18 protein-coding genes are annotated in these 18,949 nt (G+C 62.6%); 12 read left to right on the top strand and 6 right to left on the bottom strand.

What is annotated here, in order from left to right; genetic code table 11:
- Positions 1–3 precede the first annotated feature (3 nt).
- From infB to rbfA, 3 genes are read left to right on the top strand one after another with little or no spacing between them, the layout of a single operon-like run.
- Positions 4–2,520 carry a translation initiation factor IF-2 gene (infB, locus tag K3136_RS05080; protein WP_221431806.1) on the top strand — a complete coding sequence of 839 codons (2,517 nt, stop codon included), beginning with the start codon at positions 4–6 and terminating at the stop codon, positions 2,518–2,520.
- Positions 2,517–2,936: a PaaI family thioesterase gene (locus K3136_RS05075; RefSeq protein ID WP_345725180.1), complete on the top strand. Its 420-nt coding sequence runs from the start codon at positions 2,517–2,519 to the stop codon at positions 2,934–2,936. The genes infB and K3136_RS05075 overlap by 4 nt, the downstream gene beginning before the upstream one ends.
- On the top strand, positions 2,936–3,337 hold the full coding sequence (gene rbfA / locus K3136_RS05070; protein WP_221431805.1) for a 30S ribosome-binding factor RbfA: 402 nt from the start codon (positions 2,936–2,938) through the stop codon (positions 3,335–3,337). Before K3136_RS05075 ends, rbfA begins: the two co-directional genes overlap by 1 nt.
- Before the next feature lie 3 nt (positions 3,338–3,340).
- Here rbfA and K3136_RS05065 read toward each other — a convergent pair whose 3' ends face one another.
- Positions 3,341–4,969, bottom strand: a complete 1,629-nt coding sequence (locus K3136_RS05065; RefSeq protein ID WP_221431804.1) for an AbgT family transporter — start codon at positions 4,967–4,969, stop codon at positions 3,341–3,343.
- A gap of 102 nt (positions 4,970–5,071) precedes the next feature.
- Here K3136_RS05065 and K3136_RS05060 point away from each other — a divergent pair, with 102 nt between their 5' ends.
- The 7 genes from K3136_RS05060 (at position 5,072) to K3136_RS05030 (ending at position 12,019) form a co-directional block, all read left to right on the top strand.
- On the top strand, positions 5,072–5,650 hold the full coding sequence (locus K3136_RS05060) for a thymidine kinase (protein WP_221431803.1): 579 nt from the start codon (positions 5,072–5,074) through the stop codon (positions 5,648–5,650).
- A 38-nt stretch (positions 5,651–5,688) separates the two neighbouring features.
- Positions 5,689–6,378, top strand: a complete 690-nt coding sequence (locus K3136_RS05055) for a site-2 protease family protein (RefSeq protein ID WP_221431802.1) — start codon at positions 5,689–5,691, stop codon at positions 6,376–6,378.
- Entirely contained in the window at positions 6,375–7,295 is a 921-nt protein-coding gene (gene truB, locus K3136_RS05050; RefSeq protein WP_221431801.1) for a tRNA pseudouridine(55) synthase TruB, read from the top strand. The genes K3136_RS05055 and truB overlap by 4 nt, the downstream gene beginning before the upstream one ends.
- A gap of 5 nt (positions 7,296–7,300) precedes the next feature.
- Positions 7,301–7,570: a 30S ribosomal protein S15 gene (gene rpsO, locus K3136_RS05045; RefSeq protein WP_221431800.1), complete on the top strand. Its 270-nt coding sequence runs from the start codon at positions 7,301–7,303 to the stop codon at positions 7,568–7,570.
- Positions 7,571–7,746: 176 nt separating this feature from the next.
- Positions 7,747–10,029 carry a polyribonucleotide nucleotidyltransferase gene (gene pnp, locus K3136_RS05040; protein ID WP_221431799.1) on the top strand — a complete coding sequence of 761 codons (2,283 nt, stop codon included), beginning with the start codon at positions 7,747–7,749 and terminating at the stop codon, positions 10,027–10,029.
- A 196-nt stretch (positions 10,030–10,225) separates the two neighbouring features.
- Positions 10,226–11,269, top strand: coding sequence for a class I SAM-dependent methyltransferase (locus K3136_RS05035; protein WP_247711438.1), 1,044 nt, complete (start codon positions 10,226–10,228; stop codon positions 11,267–11,269).
- A 69-nt stretch (positions 11,270–11,338) separates the two neighbouring features.
- Positions 11,339–12,019, top strand: coding sequence for a spermidine synthase family protein (locus K3136_RS05030; RefSeq protein ID WP_221431797.1), 681 nt, complete (start codon positions 11,339–11,341; stop codon positions 12,017–12,019).
- A gap of 3 nt (positions 12,020–12,022) precedes the next feature.
- On the opposite strand, the gene K3136_RS05025 is transcribed toward K3136_RS05030, so the two are convergent.
- Both K3136_RS05025 and K3136_RS05020 read right to left on the bottom strand, forming a co-directional pair.
- Complete coding sequence (locus K3136_RS05025; protein ID WP_221431796.1) at positions 12,023–13,204, bottom strand: GGDEF domain-containing protein; 1,182 nt, start codon at positions 13,202–13,204, stop codon at positions 12,023–12,025.
- A gap of 261 nt (positions 13,205–13,465) precedes the next feature.
- The gene (locus tag K3136_RS05020; RefSeq protein WP_221431795.1) at positions 13,466–14,143 is read right to left on the bottom strand and encodes a GcrA family cell cycle regulator; all 678 of its coding nucleotides are present in this window, start codon (positions 14,141–14,143) and stop codon (positions 13,466–13,468) included.
- Positions 14,144–14,215: 72 nt separating this feature from the next.
- Between K3136_RS05020 and K3136_RS05015 the strand changes: the two genes are divergently transcribed.
- Positions 14,216–15,121 carry an ABC transporter permease gene (locus K3136_RS05015; protein ID WP_425594361.1) on the top strand — a complete coding sequence of 302 codons (906 nt, stop codon included), beginning with the start codon at positions 14,216–14,218 and terminating at the stop codon, positions 15,119–15,121.
- A gap of 39 nt (positions 15,122–15,160) precedes the next feature.
- Positions 15,161–15,616, top strand: a complete 456-nt coding sequence (locus K3136_RS05010) for a potassium channel family protein (protein ID WP_221431794.1) — start codon at positions 15,161–15,163, stop codon at positions 15,614–15,616.
- Positions 15,617–15,623: 7 nt separating this feature from the next.
- Here K3136_RS05010 and K3136_RS05005 read toward each other — a convergent pair whose 3' ends face one another.
- The 3 genes from K3136_RS05005 to queF form a co-directional block, all read right to left on the bottom strand.
- Positions 15,624–17,426 carry a hypothetical protein gene (locus tag K3136_RS05005; protein ID WP_221431793.1) on the bottom strand — a complete coding sequence of 601 codons (1,803 nt, stop codon included), beginning with the start codon at positions 17,424–17,426 and terminating at the stop codon, positions 15,624–15,626.
- Between the two features lie 144 nt (positions 17,427–17,570).
- Positions 17,571–18,440, bottom strand: coding sequence for a DUF1499 domain-containing protein (locus tag K3136_RS05000; protein ID WP_221431792.1), 870 nt, complete (start codon positions 18,438–18,440; stop codon positions 17,571–17,573).
- Position 18,441: 1 nt separating this feature from the next.
- Complete coding sequence (gene queF, locus K3136_RS04995; RefSeq protein WP_425594360.1) at positions 18,442–18,909, bottom strand: preQ(1) synthase; 468 nt, start codon at positions 18,907–18,909, stop codon at positions 18,442–18,444.
- Positions 18,910–18,949: the final 40 nt, after the last annotated feature.

The raw sequence follows: 18,949 nt of genomic DNA, 5'->3' as shown, positions 1-18,949 counted from the left end.
AGAATGAGCGACGACGACAAGAAACCTGCCCGCAAACCGCTTTCCCTGAAAGGCGCGCAGTCGGGTGAGGTCAAGCAGACCTTCAGCCACGGCCGCACCAACAAGGTCGAGGTCGAGGTGAAGCGCCGCCGCAAGCTCGTGAAGCCGGGCGAGGCGCCGCCGCCTCCCCCGCCGCCTGCGCCCGAACCCAAGGCTGCTCCGGCACCGGCACCTGCGCCCGCAGCCAAGAAGCCTGCGCCCAAGAAGCCTGCTGCCGATGCGGAAACCCCGCAGGAACGCGTTGCGCGCCTCCAGCGCGAGGCCGAGGAAGAGCGCCTGAGGCTGGCCGAAGAAGCGCGCAAGCGTGACGAGGAAAGCGCCAAGAAGGCTGCCGCGGACGAGAAGAAGCGCGCGGAAGATAACAAGAAGGCCGAAGCCGAAGCTGCCAAGAAGGCCGAGGAAGAAGCCAAGAAGCCGAAGAAGGCCGAAGCCGTCGAGGAAGCTCCTGCAGAGGAAGCTCCGGCCGAAAAGGCCACGCCCTCGCCTGCCGCGCGCAAGTTCACGCCGGTCAAGCGTCCGGAAATCAAGAAGCCGGAACGCAAGAAGAAGGACGACAAGCCCGCTCGCGGCACGGAAACCCCGGACAAGCGCCGTTCGGGCAAGCTTTCGGTCAAGAAGGCTCTCAACGAGGACGAAGGCCGCCGTGCACGCAGCCTCGCCGCGCTCAAGCGTGCGCGTGAGAAGGAGCGCCGCCTGCAGGGTGGTGGCTCGAGCAAGCCGCGCGAAAAGCAGGTCCGCGACGTTATCGTCCCCGAGGCGATCACCGTTGGCGAACTCGCCAAGCGTATGGGCGAGAAGGGTGCCGACCTCGTGAAGGAACTCTTCAATCTCGACATGATGGTCACCGTCAACCAGACGATCGACCAGGATACCGCCGAACTGCTCGTCGAACAGTTCGGTCACAACATCCAGAAGGTCTCGGAAGCCGATGTCGACATCCAGGCCGAAGAGGACGTCGATCCGGAAGAGACGCTCAAGTCGCGTCCGCCGGTCGTCACCATCATGGGCCATGTCGACCACGGCAAGACCTCGCTGCTGGACGCACTTCGCGGTGCCAATGTGGTGAAGGGCGAAGCTGGCGGCATCACCCAGCATATCGGCAGCTACCAGGTGAAAACGAAGGGTGGCGATGCCATCACCTTCCTCGATACGCCGGGCCACGCCGCCTTCACGCAGATGCGCCAGCGCGGTGCCAACATCACCGATATCGTGGTGCTGGTGGTTGCGGCGGATGACGGCATCATGCCGCAGACGATCGAGGCCATCAATCACACCAAGGCTGCGGGCGTTCCGATGATCGTCGCGATCAACAAGATGGACAAGCCCGAGGCCAATCCGGACAATATCCGTACGCGCCTGCTCGAACATGAAGTGATCGTGGAATCGATGTCGGGCGATGTGCAGGACGTCGAAATCTCCGCCAAGGCGAAGACCGGTCTGGACGAACTGCTCGAGAAGATCGCGCTGCAGGCCGAACTGCTCGAACTCAAGGCGAACCCCGACCGCATGGCCGAGGCGACCGTCATCGAGGCGCAGCTCGACAAGGGCCGTGGCCCGGTGGCTACCGTGCTCGTCACGCGCGGTACGCTGGAACGTGGCAACACCTTCGTCGTCGGTACCGAAAGCGGCCGTGTCCGCGCGATCGTCAACGACCAGGGCAAGCAGATCAAGAAGGCTGGTCCTTCGATGCCGGTCGAGGTCCTTGGCCTCGGCGGTGTGCCCAGTGCTGGTGACGTGCTCACTGTGGTCGAGAACGAACAGCGCGCCCGTGAAGTGGCTGAATATCGTCAGGAAAAGGCGACCGAGAAGCGTACTGCGCTCGCGCCGACCAGCTTCGACACGATGTTCAACAACCTCGCGGCCAATGTCATCGAGTTCCCCGTGCTGGTGAAGGCCGACGTGCAGGGCTCGGTCGAGGCGATCACGACCGCGCTCCACAATCTCTCGAACGACGAGATCAAGGTCCGCGTCCTGCATGCAGGCGTTGGCGCCATCACCGAAAGCGACGTTTCGCTGGCTTCGGCTTCGAACGCGCCGATCATCGGCTTCAACGTTCGCCCGAATGCCAAGGCACGCGAACTGGTGAAGCGCGACGGCGTGGAGATGAAGTATTACGACGTCATCTACCACCTGACCGAGGAAATCGCGAAGGAGATGGCAGGGGAACTGGGTCCGGAGCGGATCGAGAACGTCGTCGGTCGTGCCGCGGTCAAGGAAGTGTTCCGTTCGGGCAAGAAGGACAAGGCCGCCGGCCTGCTGGTCGAGGAAGGCGTCATCCGCAAGGGCCTCCACGCCCGTCTCACGCGCGAAGACGTCATCGTCTCGGCCACGACCATCGCCTCGCTGCGCCGCTTCAAGGACGATGTGGACGAAGTCCGCGCGGGCCTCGAATGCGGTGTGGTCCTTGCCGACACCAACGACATCCAGCCGGGCGACCAGCTCGAGGTGTTCGAGGTCGAGGAGCGTGAACGCACGCTGTGAGCGGTGATCCGACCAAGCACGCATTGGGCGCCGCGCACGCGGACCTGATGGGTGTCGAATTCGACAGTTTCGATGCGGAGCGTGAGGAAATCACGCTCCGCTTCAACGCTCCTGCCAGCTTCATCACCCCGCGCGGCAGCGTGCAGGGCGGTCTTGTCGCAGGCTTTCTCGACGAGGTGATGGGCTGGGCGCATGTCTGGGCAACCGACCACGCCGAAGCGCCGCTCAATCTCGAAATTTCAATGACCTTGCTCCGTCCGGTCATGGCCGGACCACTGGTGGGCAAGGGCCGTGTGATCCGGCGCGGGAAGCGGGTGATCTTCCTCGAGGGAGAATTGTTCGACGAGGCGGGTAACATGCTCGCGCGTTCGACCAGTACGGCGATACCAACACCACGACCGACAGGAAAAGACTGATGGCCAAGCACCAGCATTCGACCCCCGAACAGCAATCCGTTCGTGTCCTCAAGGTCGGCGAGCGGGTCCGGCACATCCTGTCCGAACTTCTCGCGCGTGGCGAAGCGCATGACGATGTCCTGCGCGCGTCGAATATCTCCGTGACCGAGGTTCGCATGACGCCCGACCTTCGCAATGCGAAAGCCTATGTGAAGCCCCTGCTGGGCCAGGACGAGGCGGCAGTGCTCAAGGCGCTACGGACGAATACCGCTTTCTTCCAGAAGGAAGTTGCCAAGCGCCTGGGCCTGAAGTTCGCGCCCAAGCTTGCCTTCCAGCCCGACGAAAGTTTCGACGAGGCAGGCCGGATCGAACAGCTGCTCTCCGATCCCAAGGTCATACGCGACCTCGACGACGAAGAGTAACGCTTAGCCCGCGCCGCCCGGCAGGGTGTAGGCCACAGGTGCGTCCGGTCCCAGCGGGATGCCGAGGTAGAACCAGCCCACGATCAGCAGGACGCCCGAGACGAGCAGCCATACCGAGTAGGGCAGCATCATCGCGGTCAGGCTGCCGAGGCCGAAGTCTTTCACCCAGCGTTGCGCGAAGACCAGGATCAGTGGGAAGTAGACCATCAGCGGCGTAATGATGTTCGTCGCGCTGTCACCGACACGATAGGCGGCAGTCGCACCTTCGGGGCTGATGCCGAGCAGCATGAGCATCGGCACAAGGATCGGGGCAAGCAATGCCCACTTTGCCGAGGCCGAACCCACGAAAAGGTTCAACAGACCTGTAAAGATGACCATCAGTCCGAGCACCAGCGGCAGAGGCAGGCCCGTGCTCTCGATCCCTGCAGCGCCATGGACGGCGGTGATGAGCCCGAGGTTGGACCAGCCGAACATTGCCACGAAGTGCGCAGCGGCGAAGGCGAGGACGAGGTAATAGCCCATGTCCTTCATGCTCTCGGCCATCATGTTCACGAGGTCGCGGTGGTTCTTGATCGTGCCGGTGGCGCGGCCATAGGCCCAGCCGGTCAGCAGGAAGAGCAGGAAGAAAGCGGCCACCAGCGACTGGTAGAGCGGACGCAGCTGTGCGTGGATCGAGCAGTCGGCAGCCGGCACCGCGTCGCAGGCCGCTTCGTCGATCAGCGGGGTGCCGGGCGCAAAGACCATCAGCGTCCACAGGCCGACAACGAACAGCGCGGCAAGACCTGCATGGCGCAGGCCCTTGGAGGCGAGCGCTTCGTCAGTGGCACCAGGATCGGCAGGCGTGTCACCGGCTTCGATGCCGGCTGTCGCGCCGCCTGTCCATGCACCGAGGCGCGGCTCGATGACCTTGTCGGTCACGTACCAGATAATCGGCAGGTAGAGGAACGTCATCGCCGCGATGAAATACCAGTTACCGGCAATGTTCGCGGTCCAGCTCGGATCGAGCGCACTGGCGCCAACGGCTTCCTCGGTAATGCCGAAGAGCAGCGCGTCGAGCTGGCCGGGCGAGATATTGGCCGAAAAACCGCCCGATACGCCGGCGAATGCGGCCGCGATACCGGCAAGCGGATGGCGCCCGGCAGCGGCGAACAGGATGCCTGCGAGCGGGATGAGCACCACGTAACCTGCGTCGGCTGCATGATTGCCGATCATGGCGACGAGTGCGACGACAGGGGTCAGCAGGGCGGTCGGCGCGCTCTTCACGGCCTTGGACATGCCGGCTGCAAAGAAGCCGGAGCGTTCCGCGACACCGGCACCCAGCATCACGACCAGCACGTAACCCAGCGGGTGGAAGTGAGTGAAGGTCTTGGGCATCTCTACCCAGAGGCGCTGGATATTTTCCGGAGATAGCAGGCTTACCGCATCGATGCGCAGCGCAGCGCCGGTGCTTTCGTCCAGCGCGGTGGGATGAAACGCGGAAACGCCGGTCATGGCAGCGATGACCGAAACGATTACCAGTGCGATGATCAGGTAGAAGAAAATGAAGACGGGATCGGGCAGCTTGTTACCCGTCCGCTCTACCCAACCAAGAATCCCGGTCTGCGCGTCAGGTGCCGTGCTTGCCTCTGCCATGGATCGTCCCTGTCTTTTCGTATTGCTTTGGTCGGGGCGTCATCCCCAATCCTGTCTGACAGTCTCCTTAACAGGCCCTGCGGCACAGGCTAGGTCTTGCCCATGGCCAAGCTATATTTCTACTACGCCAGCATGAATGCGGGGAAGAGTTCGACGCTCTTGCAGACCGCCTTCAACTATGGCGAGCGCGGGATGAAGGTCTCGCTCTGGACGGCGGCGCTTGACGATCGGCCCGGCTTCGGGGCGATCTCGAGCCGCATCGGTCTTGCCAGCGATGCGCACCGCTATGAGCAGGATACCGATATCGAGGCGCATGTGCTGGCTGAGCATGCAGAGAGCGAACTGGCCTGCGTTCTGGTGGACGAAGCGCAGTTCCTCACCCAGGAGCAGGTCTGGCAACTGGCCCGTCTTGCCGACAAGGCGGGCATCCCTGTCCTGTGTTATGGCCTTCGGACCGATTTCCAGGGCGAGCTTTTCCCCGGCTCTGCCGCGCTGCTGGGCATTGCCGATGCGCTGGTAGAGATGAAGGCCGTGTGCGACTGCGGCCGCAAGGCGACGATGAACTTGCGCGTCGATGCCAACGGCAAGGCGGTAAGCGAGGGCGCACAGACCGAAATCGGCGGCAACGACCGCTATGTCGCCATGTGCCGCAGGCATTTCTGCGAGGCGCTGGAGGGTTAGGGGATGCGCCGGGGCAATGCCCACCCTACATAGCAGCCATGTTCGACACTCTCACGCTGGCACTGATACTCGTGCCATGCCTCATCATCGCCATCGTTTTCCATGAGGTCGCGCATGGCTGGGTTGCTCTCGCGCTCGGCGATACGACCGCGCGCGACATGGGGCGCCTGACGCTCAATCCGATCAAGCATGTCGACCCCGTCGGCACGCTGCTGGTGCCCGGCGCGCTGGCACTGTTCGGCGGGCCGATTTTCGGTTGGGCCAAGCCTGTGCCGGTCAATGCCCACAGGCTCGACAACCCGCGCTATGGCATGATGGCGGTTGCCGCGGCGGGGCCGGGGACGAATATCCTGCTCGCGCTGATCGCGGCGGTTGTATTCGGCATCATCGCCGGCTTCACTATCAACTGGGGCGGCACGATACCCGAGTGGATGATGAATTCCTTCGGCTTCTTCATCCTCATCAACACCTTCCTCGCCCTCTTCAACATGCTCCCGATTCCGCCCTTCGACGGCTCGCATATCGTGGGCGGATTGCTCCCACGCAGCTGGGCGAAGCATTGGCAAAAGCTGCAGGCGATGGGGATGCTGCTCATCCTGGTGCTGATTGCAGCGACATGGGCCTTTCCCGATGCGCGCTGGGTAGAGCGCATTTTCTTCGGCCCGGTCACGTGGGTCGTGGAGCAGTTCTATGGCGTATCCGAAGCCGTCTCGCGGCTGATTGCATGACCGAGCGGACCAAACCTGCGCCGCAGGGCTGGCTGCTGCTCGACAAGCCGCGCGGGCTGGGCTCGACGCAGGCGGTCGGTATGGTCAAGCGCGTGCTGCGGCAGGGTGGCTACAAGAAGACCAAAGTGGGTCATGGTGGAACGCTGGACCCGCTGGCCGAGGGGGTCCTGCCGATCGCACTCGGCGAGGCGACCAAGCTTGCCGGACGCATGCTCGATGCGAGCAAGATCTACGCCTTCACGATCAAGTTCGGTGAGGAAACCGACACGCTCGATACCGAGGGCGAGATCGTCGAGCGGTCGGACCACCTGCCGACCCGCGATCAGCTGGACGCCGTCCTGCCGCAATTCACCGGGCCCATACAGCAGGCGCCACCTGCCTACTCCGCGATAAAGATCGACGGCAAGCGCGCTTACGATCGTGCCCGCGCGGGCGAGCAGGTCGAAATGAAACTGCGCGCCACGACCATTCACTCGCTCGAAATCGAGAAGGCGGAGGAGGGCAGCGCAACCCTTGTCGCCCATGTATCCAAAGGCACATACATCCGCTCGCTTGCACGAGATATCGCACGCGCGCTTGGAAGTGTCGGCCACGTTACCTATCTCAGGCGCATCAAGGCCGGTCCCTTCCTCAAAAGTCAGGCGATTTCGCTGGACAAGTGCGAGGAAATCGCTAAGGGCGCGGCCATCGAAAACCTTCTCCTGCCGCTAGAGGCCGGACTGGACGACATCCCGGTCCTAAACCTCGAACCCGACAGCGCGCAGGCGGTCCGCCAGGGCCGGGTATTGTCGGACCTGCCCCAAACCGATGGGCTTCATCTGGCCAAGCTGGGAAATACCCCGGTGGCATTGATGGAACTCGAAGGTGGGACGGCCAAGGTCGTCAGGGGTTTCAACCTACCGGATGTCGCGGAGTAGAATGAATGTCGGTTACCACCGAGCGTAAAGCTGAAATCATGAAGGACCACGCACAGGGCAAGGGCGACACCGGTTCGCCGGAAGTCCAGGTCGCGATCCTGACCGAGCGTATTCGCAACCTCACCGATCACTTCAAGGCCAATCACAAGGACAACCACTCGCGTCGTGGTCTCCTCATGATGGTCAACAAGCGCCGTAACCTGCTCGCCTATCTCAAGAAGAAAGATGTCGAGCGTTACAACGCCCTGATCGCGAAGCTGGGTCTTCGTAAGTAAGAGTTTCTCGGAGGGGCGGCCAAACGGTCGCCCCTCTTGCTATTTGGCACCTCGCGCAATCCGGCGCGGGAGTATCAAGGGGGCTGATGGAATGCCCCGAACCGGACCGGGACGGTACACCCGGCACTGTAGGCCCCGCACCGCAATGAGGCCGTGCGGGTCATCAAGGAAAATACATGTTCGACAAGAAAACCGTATCGATTGAATGGGGCGGAAAAACCCTCACTCTCGAAACCGGTCAGATCGCCCGTCAGGCTGACGGCGCCGTTCTGGCCACCTATGGCGAAACCGTGGTGCTGTGCGCCGTGACCGCCGCCAAGAGCGTCAAGGAAGGCCAGGACTTCTTCCCGCTGACCGTTCACTACCAGGAAAAATTCTCCGCCGCGGGCCGTATCCCTGGTGGCTTCTTCAAGCGCGAAGGCCGCGCCACGGAGAAGGAAACGCTGACTTCGCGCCTGATCGACCGCCCCGTGCGTCCGCTCTTCCCCGAAGGCTTCTACAACGAAATCAACGTCATCTGCCAGGTTCTCTCGTTCGACGGTGAGACCGAACCCGATATCGTCGCGATGATTGCCGCGTCTGCGGCTCTCACGATCTCGGGCGTGCCCTTCATGGGCCCGATCGGCGCTGCACGCGTCGGCTTCCGCAATGGCGAATTCGAACTGAACCCGAGCCTCGCGACCGCGCTCGACGAAGAAGGTCGCCTCGACCTCGTCGTCGCCGCCACGCAGGACGCGGTGATGATGGTCGAATCCGAAGCCAAGGAACTGACCGAAGAGGAAATGCTCGGCGCCGTCATGTTCGCGCATGAGGAAAGCCGCAAGGTCATCGGTGCGATCATCGATCTCGCTGAACAGGCCGCCAAGGATCCGTGGGAAATGGATACCTCGGACGACACTTCGGCGATCAAGGAAAAGCTTCGCGGCATCATCGGCGACGATATCGCCGCTGCCTACAAGCTGACCGACAAGTCGGCCCGCTCGGACGCGCTCAACGCAGCACGTGCCAAGGGCAAGGAAGCCTTCGCAGACGAAGAAGCGCAGACGCAGCTCGTCGCCAGCAAGGCGGTAAAGAAGCTCGAAGCGGAAATCGTTCGCGGCGCCATCATCAAGGACGGCACCCGCATCGACGGCCGCAAACTCGACCAGGTTCGCCCGATCGAAGCCATGGTCGGCCTGCTTCCGCGTACGCATGGTTCGGCGCTGTTCACCCGCGGTGAAACGCAGGCGATCTGCACCACCACGCTGGGCACCAAGGATGCAGAGCAGATGATCGACGGCCTCGAAGGCCTGTCGTACAATCACTTCATGCTGCACTATAACTTCCCGCCCTATTCGGTCGGCGAAGTTGGCCGCTTCGGTTTCACCGGTCGCCGCGAAACGGGTCACGGCAAGCTCGCATGGCGCGCCCTGCACCCCGTGCTGCCCGACCATGAAGACTTCCCCTACACCATCCGCGTCCTGTCGGACATCACCGAGTCCAACGGCTCGAGCTCGATGGCGACCGTGTGCGGCGGCTGTCTTTCGATGATGGATGCAGGCGTTCCGATCGAACGTCCGGTTTCCGGCATCGCCATGGGCCTGATCCTCGAAGGCGACGAATTTGCGGTCCTGTCGGACATCCTGGGTGACGAAGATCACCTCGGCGACATGGACTTCAAGGTTGCCGGTTCGGAAAGCGGTATCACCACCATGCAGATGGACATCAAGGTTGCCGGCATCACGCAGGAAATCATGGCCAAGGCGCTGGAACAGGCGAAAGCCGGTCGCCAGCACATTCTCGGCGAGATGGCCAAGGCGCTTGGCTCGGCACGTACGGGCGTTTCCAAGCACGCTCCGCGCATCGAGACCATGCAGATCGACAAGTCGAAGATCCGCGACGTCATCGGTACGGGCGGCAAGGTGATCCGCGAGATCGTTGCCGAAACCGGTGCCAAGGTCGACATCGACGACGAAGGCGTGATCAAGATCAGCTCGTCGAACGCCGATGAAATCGAAGCCGCGAAGAAGTGGATCGAAGGCATCGTCGAAGAGGCGGAAGTCGGCAAGATCTACACCGGCAAGGTCGTCAACATCGTCGACTTCGGTGCATTCGTGAACTTCATGGGCGGCAAGGACGGTCTCGTCCACGTCAGCGAAATGAAGAACGAGCGCGTCGAAAAGCCGACCGACGTCGTGTCGGAAGGCCAGGAAGTGAAGGTCAAGGTCCTCGAGATCGACCAGCGCGGCAAGGTTCGCCTGTCGATGCGCGTGGTCGACCAGGAAACCGGCGAAGAGCTGGAAGACACCCGCCCGCCGCGCGAACCGCGCGGTGACCGTGGCCCGCGTGGCGGCGGTGGACGTGGTGGCGACCGTCGTGGCGGTGGCCGTGGCCCGCGTGGCGGCGGTCGCGACCGTGACGGTGGCGGCAACAAGGACGGGGGCGGTGAAGCCCACGTGCCTGACTTCCTGAAGGACTAAGTCCTCCGGACTGAAAATCGAAGAGGGGCCGCGGGTTCGCCTGCGGCCCCTTTTTTGTAATCCGGACGAAGTGTGTTATATATGTGGCACACTGGCGATTCGCTGCAAGAAAGCGTGCGCCAAATAAACCAAGAACGGATCGCAAGGGGTCGCTTGTCCAGAGCATTGGAGAGCGAAAATGGTCCAGCAGATCGACATGAACAAAGTTGAAGAACTCGCCGGAAAAGTCATCGGCGACGTGGCAGGTGCGATGAGCCTGTTCATGGCATTCCTTGGCGACAAAGCCGGGGTTTTCGACAAACTCGACGGCCAGGGTCGCGTCAGTCTCGAAAAGGCGGCCGAACTCACCGGCCTAAATCCGAAATACCTCCACCAGTGGCTCGGCTCGGTTTGTGCTGCCGGGTACATTACCTTCCACGCGCAAGACGAGACTTTCGAAGTGACGCCTGAGCAGGCGCTTATCATGGGCCGCGAAGGACAGCCTGCGTGTATGCAGGGCTTCATCGAATTGGTCGTCGCCCAATATGCCGCGCATGAGAAGGCTGCCGAAACCTTCAAATCGGGCGAAGGCCGTGGCTGGGACCAGCATCTGCCGTGCTGCTTCAGCGGGATCGACCGTTTCTTCCGCCCCGGCTACGAGGCAAACCTTGTGGCTGAGTGGATTCCGGCGCTCCAGGGCGTAGAGCAGAAGCTCAAGGACGGCGCCAGTATTGTCGATATCGGCTGCGGGCATGGATCTTCAAGCATCCTCATGGCCAAGTCCTACCCCAACAGCACGGTCTACGGGATCGACTTCCACGAACCTTCGATCGAGGTCGCTCGTCAGAAAGCGAAGGATGCAGGCGTCGACAATGTCAGGTTCGATGTTGCGCGGGCGCAGGACTATGCGGGTGAAGGCTATGACTTCGCGTGTATCTTCGACGCGCTGCACGACATGGGCGATCCGGTCGGCGCGGCCTCCCATATCCGCAAGACGCTGAAGGACGATGGCACGCTGATGCTGGTCGAACCGATGGCTGGTGACAGCATGGCGGAGAACATGCATCCGCTGGGCCAGATATTCTACGCGGGCTCTACGCTCATGTGCACTCCGGCGAGCCTCGCGCAGGAAGTTGGGCTTGGACTCGGCGCGCAGGCAGGCCAGGCGCGGCTAACCGAAGTTTTGGGCGAGGCGGGCTTCGGCAACGTCAAACGGTCTGCGGAAACCGCTACCAATATGGTGCTCGAAGTCACCGCCTGACTTTCACGCGGGGGCAGGGCGCGCTATCGGGGCTCCAGCTCCGAACAACGCCAACCGAGAAAGCCGTCCATGCTCCCGCGCGAAGAAATTGCCACCGCCCAGATACCCGGAGGCGAAACGCTGACACTGGTCAGCCACGGCCGCGATTTCATCATCATGCTCGGTCGCAACGAGCTGATGGGCACGCGCATGCAGTTTAGCGAGGAGCAGCTGGCCGAGCTGACGCTGGCCGAATTACGCACCTCTGCACCGCGCGTCCTCATCGGCGGCTATGGGATGGGTTTCACTTTCCGCAAGGCCTTGGAGAAGGGCGGCGTGAAGGCCGACATCGTGGTTGCCGAAGTGGTCCCCGAAATCCTCGAATGGGCGGAGGGGCCGCTGGCACACCTCACCGGCGATACGCTGAACGATCCGCGCGGCAATGTCGTTTTGTGCGATGTCGCGGCACTGATCGACGATGCGAACGATGGCACCTGCGCGAAATGGGACGCAATCCTGCTCGATGTCGACAATGGCCCGGACGGCATCGTGCGTGATGGCAACGAAAGGCTCTATTCGCGCACGGGACTTGGCAAGGCGCGCGACGCCCTGAATTCGGGCGGGGTCCTGGCCGTATGGTCGGCCGCGCCCGACCACCGCTTCCGTATCCGCCTCAAGGAAGCGGGTTTCGATGTCGAAGAGCGCATCGTTCGCGCGCGGCCCAACAACAAGGGGCCGCGCCACACGATCTGGTTCGCACGCAAGCCCTGAAGATCAGGCGACTTCGCTGATCTCCGAAGGCGGGCGGAACTCGGTGAGCGAAAGGCTGCGATTGCGCCCGCTTTCCTTGGCGGCATAGAGCGCCTTGTCTGCGCGCTTCATTGCGCCCGTCAGCGTATCGGTCTCGCTGATCGAGGTAAGGCCCGCGCTCGCGGTGACGGGATAGGGCAGGTCCGGCACATAGGCCCGCACCGCAAGGGTTATGCAGCGACGCGCCTGTTCGGCCCGTTCCTGCCAATCGTCCCCGTAGATCAGGACGACGAATTCTTCCCCGCCCAGCCGCGCGACGAAGGTGTTGTCGAGCTTCAGGCCCTGCGCGATGCCGACAAGGACCCTGTCGCCGGTCTCGTGACCGAACCGGTCGTTGATCCGCTTGAAATGGTCGCAGTCGATCAGTGCAAGGCCCGAGAGGCGTGACCGGTCCGCGTCTGCAAAATGCTGGTCGAGCCCGCGACGATTGGCGATTTCGGTCAGCGGATCGGTCACGGTCATGAGCTCTGCAGCCTTCATGTCCGCCATCGCGCGATCGCGTTCCTTCTGGATGATGACGAAACCGTCGACGATACCTGTCGCCGAGACCACGAAATCGATCACCAGGCCCGCCAGCAGGAGGTATGGCCAGTAGGGCAGGTCGCCCTGTGTCACCAGCTCATAGCTGAAAGCGATCAGGCCGATCAGGATCAGGGGCGCCCAGCCGATCAACTGGAAGCGTGCAGCCCTGCTACCGGCCTTGATGGCAGTATAAAGGCCGATGGCCAGCAGGACAGTGCAGGCCAGAAGGGCAAGGTCGTGTAATTGGTCGTAGAGCGGCACTGCCGGGCCGATTGCGCTCGCCGCGGCGGCGAACAGGCCGAGGGGAAGCATCCAGTAGAGCAGGCGCCGTGCCCGCCCAAGGTCGATGTGCGGCTCGACATAGTTGGCAAGGAACGGGCCGGTCATGGCTACGCCAAGTGCAAGAGCACCTTCCGCGAGCGACAAATGGATGCCGGCGACGGGTTCCCCATTGGAGAGTTCGATCGGGAAGAGTGCGATGACCATGCAGGTGAAGAAGATCGCCCGCGCCATACCCCAGAGCAGGTAGCTGCGGCGGACGAGCGGGTAGATCGCTGCGGCCGTAAGACCGAAGATGCCTGCAATCCCCAAAAATGCGCCGAAGGTGACGCTCTCCAAGTCCATGACAGTCTCCAGCTCTCTCTCACTTTGCTGTTCGCCTTGAGGGCATTTCAGCAGCCTCTCTTATCGCCGCAAGGCATGACAGCTTGGTCAACCGAATTGGTAACCAACGGGAAAAGATTTCGTCCAATCTCGACCTATTTCAGGTGGTTGCGCGAGTTAAGGCCTGGCTCGGGAAAAGTAAACGTGCGTCCCGCACAGGCAAAAACAAAGGCCCCCGGGAGTTTCCCGAGGGCCTCTGGTTTTTCGTTGCCTGCGCTAAGGTCAGCGTACGCGAGGACCGCCGAACGGCAGGGGCGGAGGGGGACGGCGCGCACCACGCGGGAGCTGTGCCTGATACGCCCTGCCGCAATGTTCGACGCAATAGGGGAAGCCGGGGTTCACGGACTCACCGCAGAAATGGAAATCGGGTTCGCCGGGGTGGCCCATCGGCCAGCGGCAGACCTTGTCCGAAAGGTCGAGCAGGCTGGTCTTGTCCGCGATCTCGGGGCTGGGCTTTGCCGGCACGAGGCGGCGCGGCGGTGCCGGGGGGATCGGTGCCTGCTGGTCGCCGGGACCCTGGCGCTGGAAACCGCCCGGTCCGATCGAGACGATCTTGGGCAGGTCGGCGGTCTTGTTGGGCAGCGGCTGCGAAGGAATGGCGGCGTCTGCCTTCGGTGCCGGCTTGGTCTCTGCTGCTGCCGGAGCAGGCGCGGGCTTGGGCACGGGGCGAGGTGCCGCCTTCTTGGCCGCGGGCTTGGGAGCCGGCTTGGGCTTGGGCGCAGCCTTCTTCTTTTCGGCGGCCTTCACCGGCGATGGGCGCGATTTCAGGCCGAGCCTGTGAGCCTTGCCGATGACTGCGTTACGGCTGACGCCGCCCAGTTCGTCGGCGATCTGGCTGGCGGTCGAGCCGCCTTCCCACATCTTTTTCAGCGTCGCGATCCGTTCGTCGGTCCAGCTCATGCGAATTCCGTATCCTTCGTGTCTCCACCGGCCATCTTGCCAGAGGAAGTGCTTGGCCCTAGGCGCACGCCTATGGCCGATCAAGTCAAACCCGCTCCTGCCGCCGGTCCTGGCGTCGAAGATGCCTCTTTTACCGATAATACGGGCAAGGGGATGGGCAGTTTCCCGAAACGCGGAGAGCCGGTGATTACCGGGATCAACCGCGTGGGACTATGGAGCCTCTATATTAAGGAGGTTCGCCGGTTTCTCAAGGTCCAGACGCAGACGATCTGGGCGCCGGCGGTCACAACCTTGCTCTTTTTGGTGATCTTCACCGTCGCTCTGGGCCGCGAGGGTCGCGAAGTGCTGGGCGTGAACTTCGCTACCTTCGTCGCACCGGGCCTGATCGTGATGGGCATGATGCAGAACGCCTTTGCCAATTCCAGCTTCTCTCTCCTAGCCGGCAAGATCCAGGGTACGATCATCGACTTGCTGATGCCGCCGCTGTCGACCGGCGAACTGATGACAGGGATCGTCGCTGCGGCGGTCACCCGTGCGATCGCCGTGGGCGGCGCGGTCGCGCTCGCCATGCTCTTCTATCCCGGCGTCAACCTTTCGATGGCCCATCCGTGGGCGGTGGCCTGGTTCGGCCTAATGGGGGCGACAATGCTCGCCCTGATGGGCCTGCTCGCCTCGATCTGGGCGGAGAAGTTCGACCATAATGCGGCCGTCTCCAATTTCCTGATCGCCCCGCTCAGCCTGCTGTCGGGCACATTCTACGTGATCGACAACCTCGCGCCGGCCTTCCAGGCGATCAGCAGGGCCAACCCGTTTTTCTACGTGATCAGCGGCTTCCGCTTCGGATTTTTGGGCGAAAGCGACATCGGTGACACCAATGCGGCGCTTTTCCAGAGCGCTGTCGGGCTTGCCGTCTTCAACTTGCTTCTTGCTTTCGTGGTCTACCGTATCCTCGCCTCGGGCTGGAAGATTCGCAGCTAGGCACTTGCCGTAGGCGGGCGCGCTTGCGATGCTCGCACCATGCAGACGGCCCTCATCTCGCTGTTCCTCGTCGCCGCGACTATCGCGATCCATTACGAGGTCTTGCGGTATACCTCGCGGCGCCTGACGCATGTGCATGTGCCGCCGCGCATGCGCATCATCCTGATGCTGGTCGCAGCGCTCGTCTCGCACGTGACCCATGTGATGCTTTACGCAGGCGCATTCATACTGCTGGAGGATGCAGGCGGGTTCGGATCGATAGGGGGCGAACGCGGGCATTCGGTGGAGGATGCCTTCTACTTCTCGATCACCAGCTACACCACGCTGGGCATCGGCGATCTCTATCCCACGGGTGCCCTGCGCATCATCAGCGGGATCGAGGCGCTCAACGGGCTCGTCATGGTCGGCTGGACCGCATCGATGACCTATCTCTACATGGAGAAGTTCTGGCACCTGCAGGGGCAGGCAGGACGTCAACCGAACAAGCGCAAGTAACGCAGGTCTAGCCCGGCAGGCTCATCGGGCGGGTTTCGAAGTGCAACTGCCACTGCTGCACATCCACCAGCAGGATTTCGCTGAGGCGGCGAGACCGTTCGACCAGCCTGTCATAGCGCAGCGGGTCCGCCTCGAGCGCGACCTTCAAACCCTCGAGCATGCGCGCAATCAGCGCCGAGCGTTCGCTGGTGGCGGCAAAATCGCCCTGCATCCGGATGCCGTAGAGCGCAGCTGCAAGCGCGGGGAACAGCGCGGTCAGCAACGTCACGATTTCAGCCATGCCGAACCCCAGCAGGCCCGCATCCTTGCCCAGGGTAAACGATACGATGAGGTAAGTGAGGCAGGCTGCGATCGTGCCCGCAAAGAAGCAATCGCCGATGATGTGCAACCGGTGGTTGGCGCGGTGCATCGCATGCTGGTTGGAGCGGTGATATCCAGCCTGGTCGTCGATCAGGTCGAGCATCGTCTGTCGCAGGCGGGAGAGATAGGCCTGGTCCATCTTGGCTCCCACCAGCCCCAGCTCGCGTGCGCTGGCGCGGGCATACCAGCTAGCCCAGCCCGGTTCGTGCGTACCGTCCTCCACCTCGCGGAGACCCAGCCGCCCGAGGATCGAGGTGATCATCAATTGCCTCAACCGTTCGGCAAGATGCCTTCGGTCGATCCAGCGCCGATGGAAATCGATCCGCGAGGCGCGGCGCGTATTCAGGATGATGATGAGGATCACGAGCAGCTCTGCCGTGATCAGGATCTTCTTGAATTCCGGAAACAGCAGCCCCGAAAGAGCGAGGAGGACCGCGAGGCCCGACAGCGCGAAATTGACAACGAAGCTCGACCTGAAGCGCAGCGCGAAGAGGCTCGCCTGCGCATCGGCACGCGCATAGCGATCGAGCAGGTCCGTATTGAGGAACTTGCCGAAATGGCCGACTTCAGCGAACGGCCGGACCAGCCCCCCGGCCTGCTGCGCGGAATCTTCGGCCAGCTGCGACGACAGGCTCAGCTTGGAAAGCTTCTTTGCGCCGGTCACCCACAGCAGCAGCGGCCAGGCGATGGCATGGCTGCGGCGTTTCACACGGGGATGCAGGAAATGCAGCAGGGCATCGCGCTGGCCTTCCCTGGGCGGCGCACACAATGCCTCGACAAGCGCGGGCAGGGCCTCGCTTGCGATGGCGCGTTCCACACCGTCTATGGTCGGGCGGTCGGGAATGGCGGCGTGCAGGCCGCTCCAGAGCAATTGCGGCGGTTTCTTTCCGTTTGCGTCGATATGGATCACCGGTTGGTGACGGGCGACCGCCTCCGCGATCACATTGGTCGTCCCCCCGCGGCCGCCGGCTGCCTCGCCATCCCATATGGCGAAGAGAATATCGCATTGGCTCAGGACGATCTGCCCTGCCATTTCGTAAGCTGCCTCCGACCCGCTGGGGTAATCGGCCAGTACCATGGTGGACGTCGCGCGCTCGATCAGTCCGGCGCTGCGTTCCCAATCGGCGGGCTTGAAATCCTTGGCATATACGTCGGGAGGGAAGGGCAGGCATGCCGACAGGCTCGCCCCGCTTTCCAGCGCTGCTTCCGCGGCGATGACATCGGCACCCTCGGCGAGCGAGGAAAGCAGTTTCACCGTCGGGGTGTCTGCGCTGAAACAGTCGGAATGGGTGCGCTGCAAGTCATTCAGGCGCTCGCCCGCAATGCGCAGGAGGCCCGAGATTTCCTCGCGGATACGGCTTTCGTGGCGGGTATCGAGACGAGGGGGGCGGTGTCCGGTTACCCCGAACCGGAGGGCGAGACGCGGTTCAAAGACCCGGCTTTCCGTCAAACCCCTATTCCTCCCCACCATCGATCAGATTGCAGACCACCATATTCCGGCGGCCTTGCCAAGCATGTATTCGCCGGCGCGAATCTGTTCGATGGTCCAGCATCGAAGCGGGACGTTACTTGTCCCGCCTCGATAAGGGGGGCTTTACTTGTTGAGGCGGTCTTCGATTGCCTCGGCGAGTTCTTCCAGGCGGGACGCATTGTAGCCAAGGTCGGATACGCCGACACGGCTGACCGAGCGAAGGTCGATCTGGCCATCCTCCACCCTTGCAACAACATCGTCCTTGAAGCCGAAGGCAAAGGTCTCTGCGACACCTTCGACCGTATTCGAACCCTCAACGCGGTGGACGTCCTGCAGGCCGATTTCTCCCATGGCGGCCACGATGGCGTCGAATGCCTGGTCGTCGGTTGCGCCGCCGATGATGATCGGCTGCAGGTTCTCATAATCCTCGGCGATGATGTCGGCGTGGTTCTTGGCCTTCAGGTCGGCATCTTCCGAACCTGCCCACATCTCGAGCTGGCCCAGCGGAATGCCGTAGTCGTTGATCGGATTGGCACCCAGTTCCTCGCGGATCGCCATGGTTTGGGCGGAGAAGGTCGGAGGATTGCGCAGGTCGGTCGATACGTCGTGGATCGGCGGGACGGCGTCTGCCTGGGCGCGCATGGTGAGGAGCCCCAGGAAAAGGATTGCCGGGATGGCGAGGGCCAGGGCGGCCTTCCACCACGGTCCGCGCGGGGTCTTGAGGAAGGCGAAGAGCAGTGCGACGAGCGCGAAAACGGCAGCAATGCCGATCAGGATCAGGCCCGACTGCATGATCATGAAGCCGAGGCCCGTGCGCCAGCCGATCAGCCCGATCTTGGGGCCGAAGACGGCAAGAGCGAACCAGGCGAGCACTGCGAGCGACACCCAGAGCGACCACTTGGGCAGGCTCTTGCGCCACACGAGGGGCTTCCTGTCGGTTTCGGCATTTGCCGGTTCCGCTGGAATCTCCTGCTGGTTGTCCATATCGGTCATCTTACCCTCTCCCTCTGTATGACGAGACACCCTGGTCGGGCACCCAAAGTCCTTCGGGTACCGCGCCGCTCTGCCAGAATACGTCGATCGGAATACCTCCGCGCGGATACCAGTATCCTCCGATGCGCAGCCATTGCGGCTTCATTTCGTCGAACAGGCGCTGGCCGATGCCGACGGTAACGTCCTCGTGGAAACCGCAGTGGTTGCGGAAGCTGCCCAAAAAGAGCTTGAGGCTCTTGGATTCCACGATCGTGTCGCCGGGGGCGTAATCGATCACGAGATGCGCGAAATCGGGCTGTCCGGTCACCGGGCAAAGCGAGGTGAACTCGGGCGCTGCGAATCGCACCATGTAGAGTTGTCCGGCACGCGGGTTGGGCACGTAATCGAGTTCGGCCTCTTCCGGAGACGCGGGCAGCGGGCTGTTTTCGCCCAGAAACTTGGGTGTCACTGTGTCGCTCATGCCGCGCATCTGCCGTGAATGTGGCCCGTGCGCAAGGCGAGGCTTGGAA

This window comes from Qipengyuania gelatinilytica (assembly GCF_019711315.1).
Classification (GTDB): Bacteria; Pseudomonadota; Alphaproteobacteria; order Sphingomonadales; family Sphingomonadaceae; genus Qipengyuania; species Qipengyuania gelatinilytica.
Note: the sequence above shows the minus strand (reverse complement) of the source record. Positions and strands in the feature narration are given on the sequence as shown.

What these genes read in the sequence shown, in the direction of transcription:
- infB (WP_221431806.1), top strand. Translation starts at nt 4, where the DNA reads ATGAGCGACGACGACAAGAAACCTGCCCGCAAACCGCTTTCCCTGAAA.
- rbfA (WP_221431805.1), top strand. Translation starts at nt 2,936, where the DNA reads ATGGCCAAGCACCAGCATTCGACCCCCGAACAGCAATCCGTTCGTGTC.
- K3136_RS05065 (WP_221431804.1), bottom strand. Translation starts at nt 4,969, where the DNA reads ATGGCAGAGGCAAGCACGGCACCTGACGCGCAGACCGGGATTCTTGGT.
- K3136_RS05060 (WP_221431803.1), top strand. Translation starts at nt 5,072, where the DNA reads ATGGCCAAGCTATATTTCTACTACGCCAGCATGAATGCGGGGAAGAGT.
- K3136_RS05055 (WP_221431802.1), top strand. Translation starts at nt 5,689, where the DNA reads ATGTTCGACACTCTCACGCTGGCACTGATACTCGTGCCATGCCTCATC.
- truB (WP_221431801.1), top strand. Translation starts at nt 6,375, where the DNA reads ATGACCGAGCGGACCAAACCTGCGCCGCAGGGCTGGCTGCTGCTCGAC.
- rpsO (WP_221431800.1), top strand. Translation starts at nt 7,301, where the DNA reads ATGTCGGTTACCACCGAGCGTAAAGCTGAAATCATGAAGGACCACGCA.
- pnp (WP_221431799.1), top strand. Translation starts at nt 7,747, where the DNA reads ATGTTCGACAAGAAAACCGTATCGATTGAATGGGGCGGAAAAACCCTC.
- K3136_RS05035 (WP_247711438.1), top strand. Translation starts at nt 10,226, where the DNA reads ATGAACAAAGTTGAAGAACTCGCCGGAAAAGTCATCGGCGACGTGGCA.
- K3136_RS05030 (WP_221431797.1), top strand. Translation starts at nt 11,339, where the DNA reads ATGCTCCCGCGCGAAGAAATTGCCACCGCCCAGATACCCGGAGGCGAA.
- K3136_RS05025 (WP_221431796.1), bottom strand. Translation starts at nt 13,204, where the DNA reads ATGGACTTGGAGAGCGTCACCTTCGGCGCATTTTTGGGGATTGCAGGC.
- K3136_RS05020 (WP_221431795.1), bottom strand. Translation starts at nt 14,143, where the DNA reads ATGAGCTGGACCGACGAACGGATCGCGACGCTGAAAAAGATGTGGGAA.
- K3136_RS05015 (WP_425594361.1), top strand. Translation starts at nt 14,216, where the DNA reads ATGGCCGATCAAGTCAAACCCGCTCCTGCCGCCGGTCCTGGCGTCGAA.
- K3136_RS05010 (WP_221431794.1), top strand. Translation starts at nt 15,161, where the DNA reads ATGCAGACGGCCCTCATCTCGCTGTTCCTCGTCGCCGCGACTATCGCG.
- K3136_RS05000 (WP_221431792.1), bottom strand. Translation starts at nt 18,440, where the DNA reads ATGACCGATATGGACAACCAGCAGGAGATTCCAGCGGAACCGGCAAAT.
- queF (WP_425594360.1), bottom strand. Translation starts at nt 18,909, where the DNA reads ATGCGCGGCATGAGCGACACAGTGACACCCAAGTTTCTGGGCGAAAAC.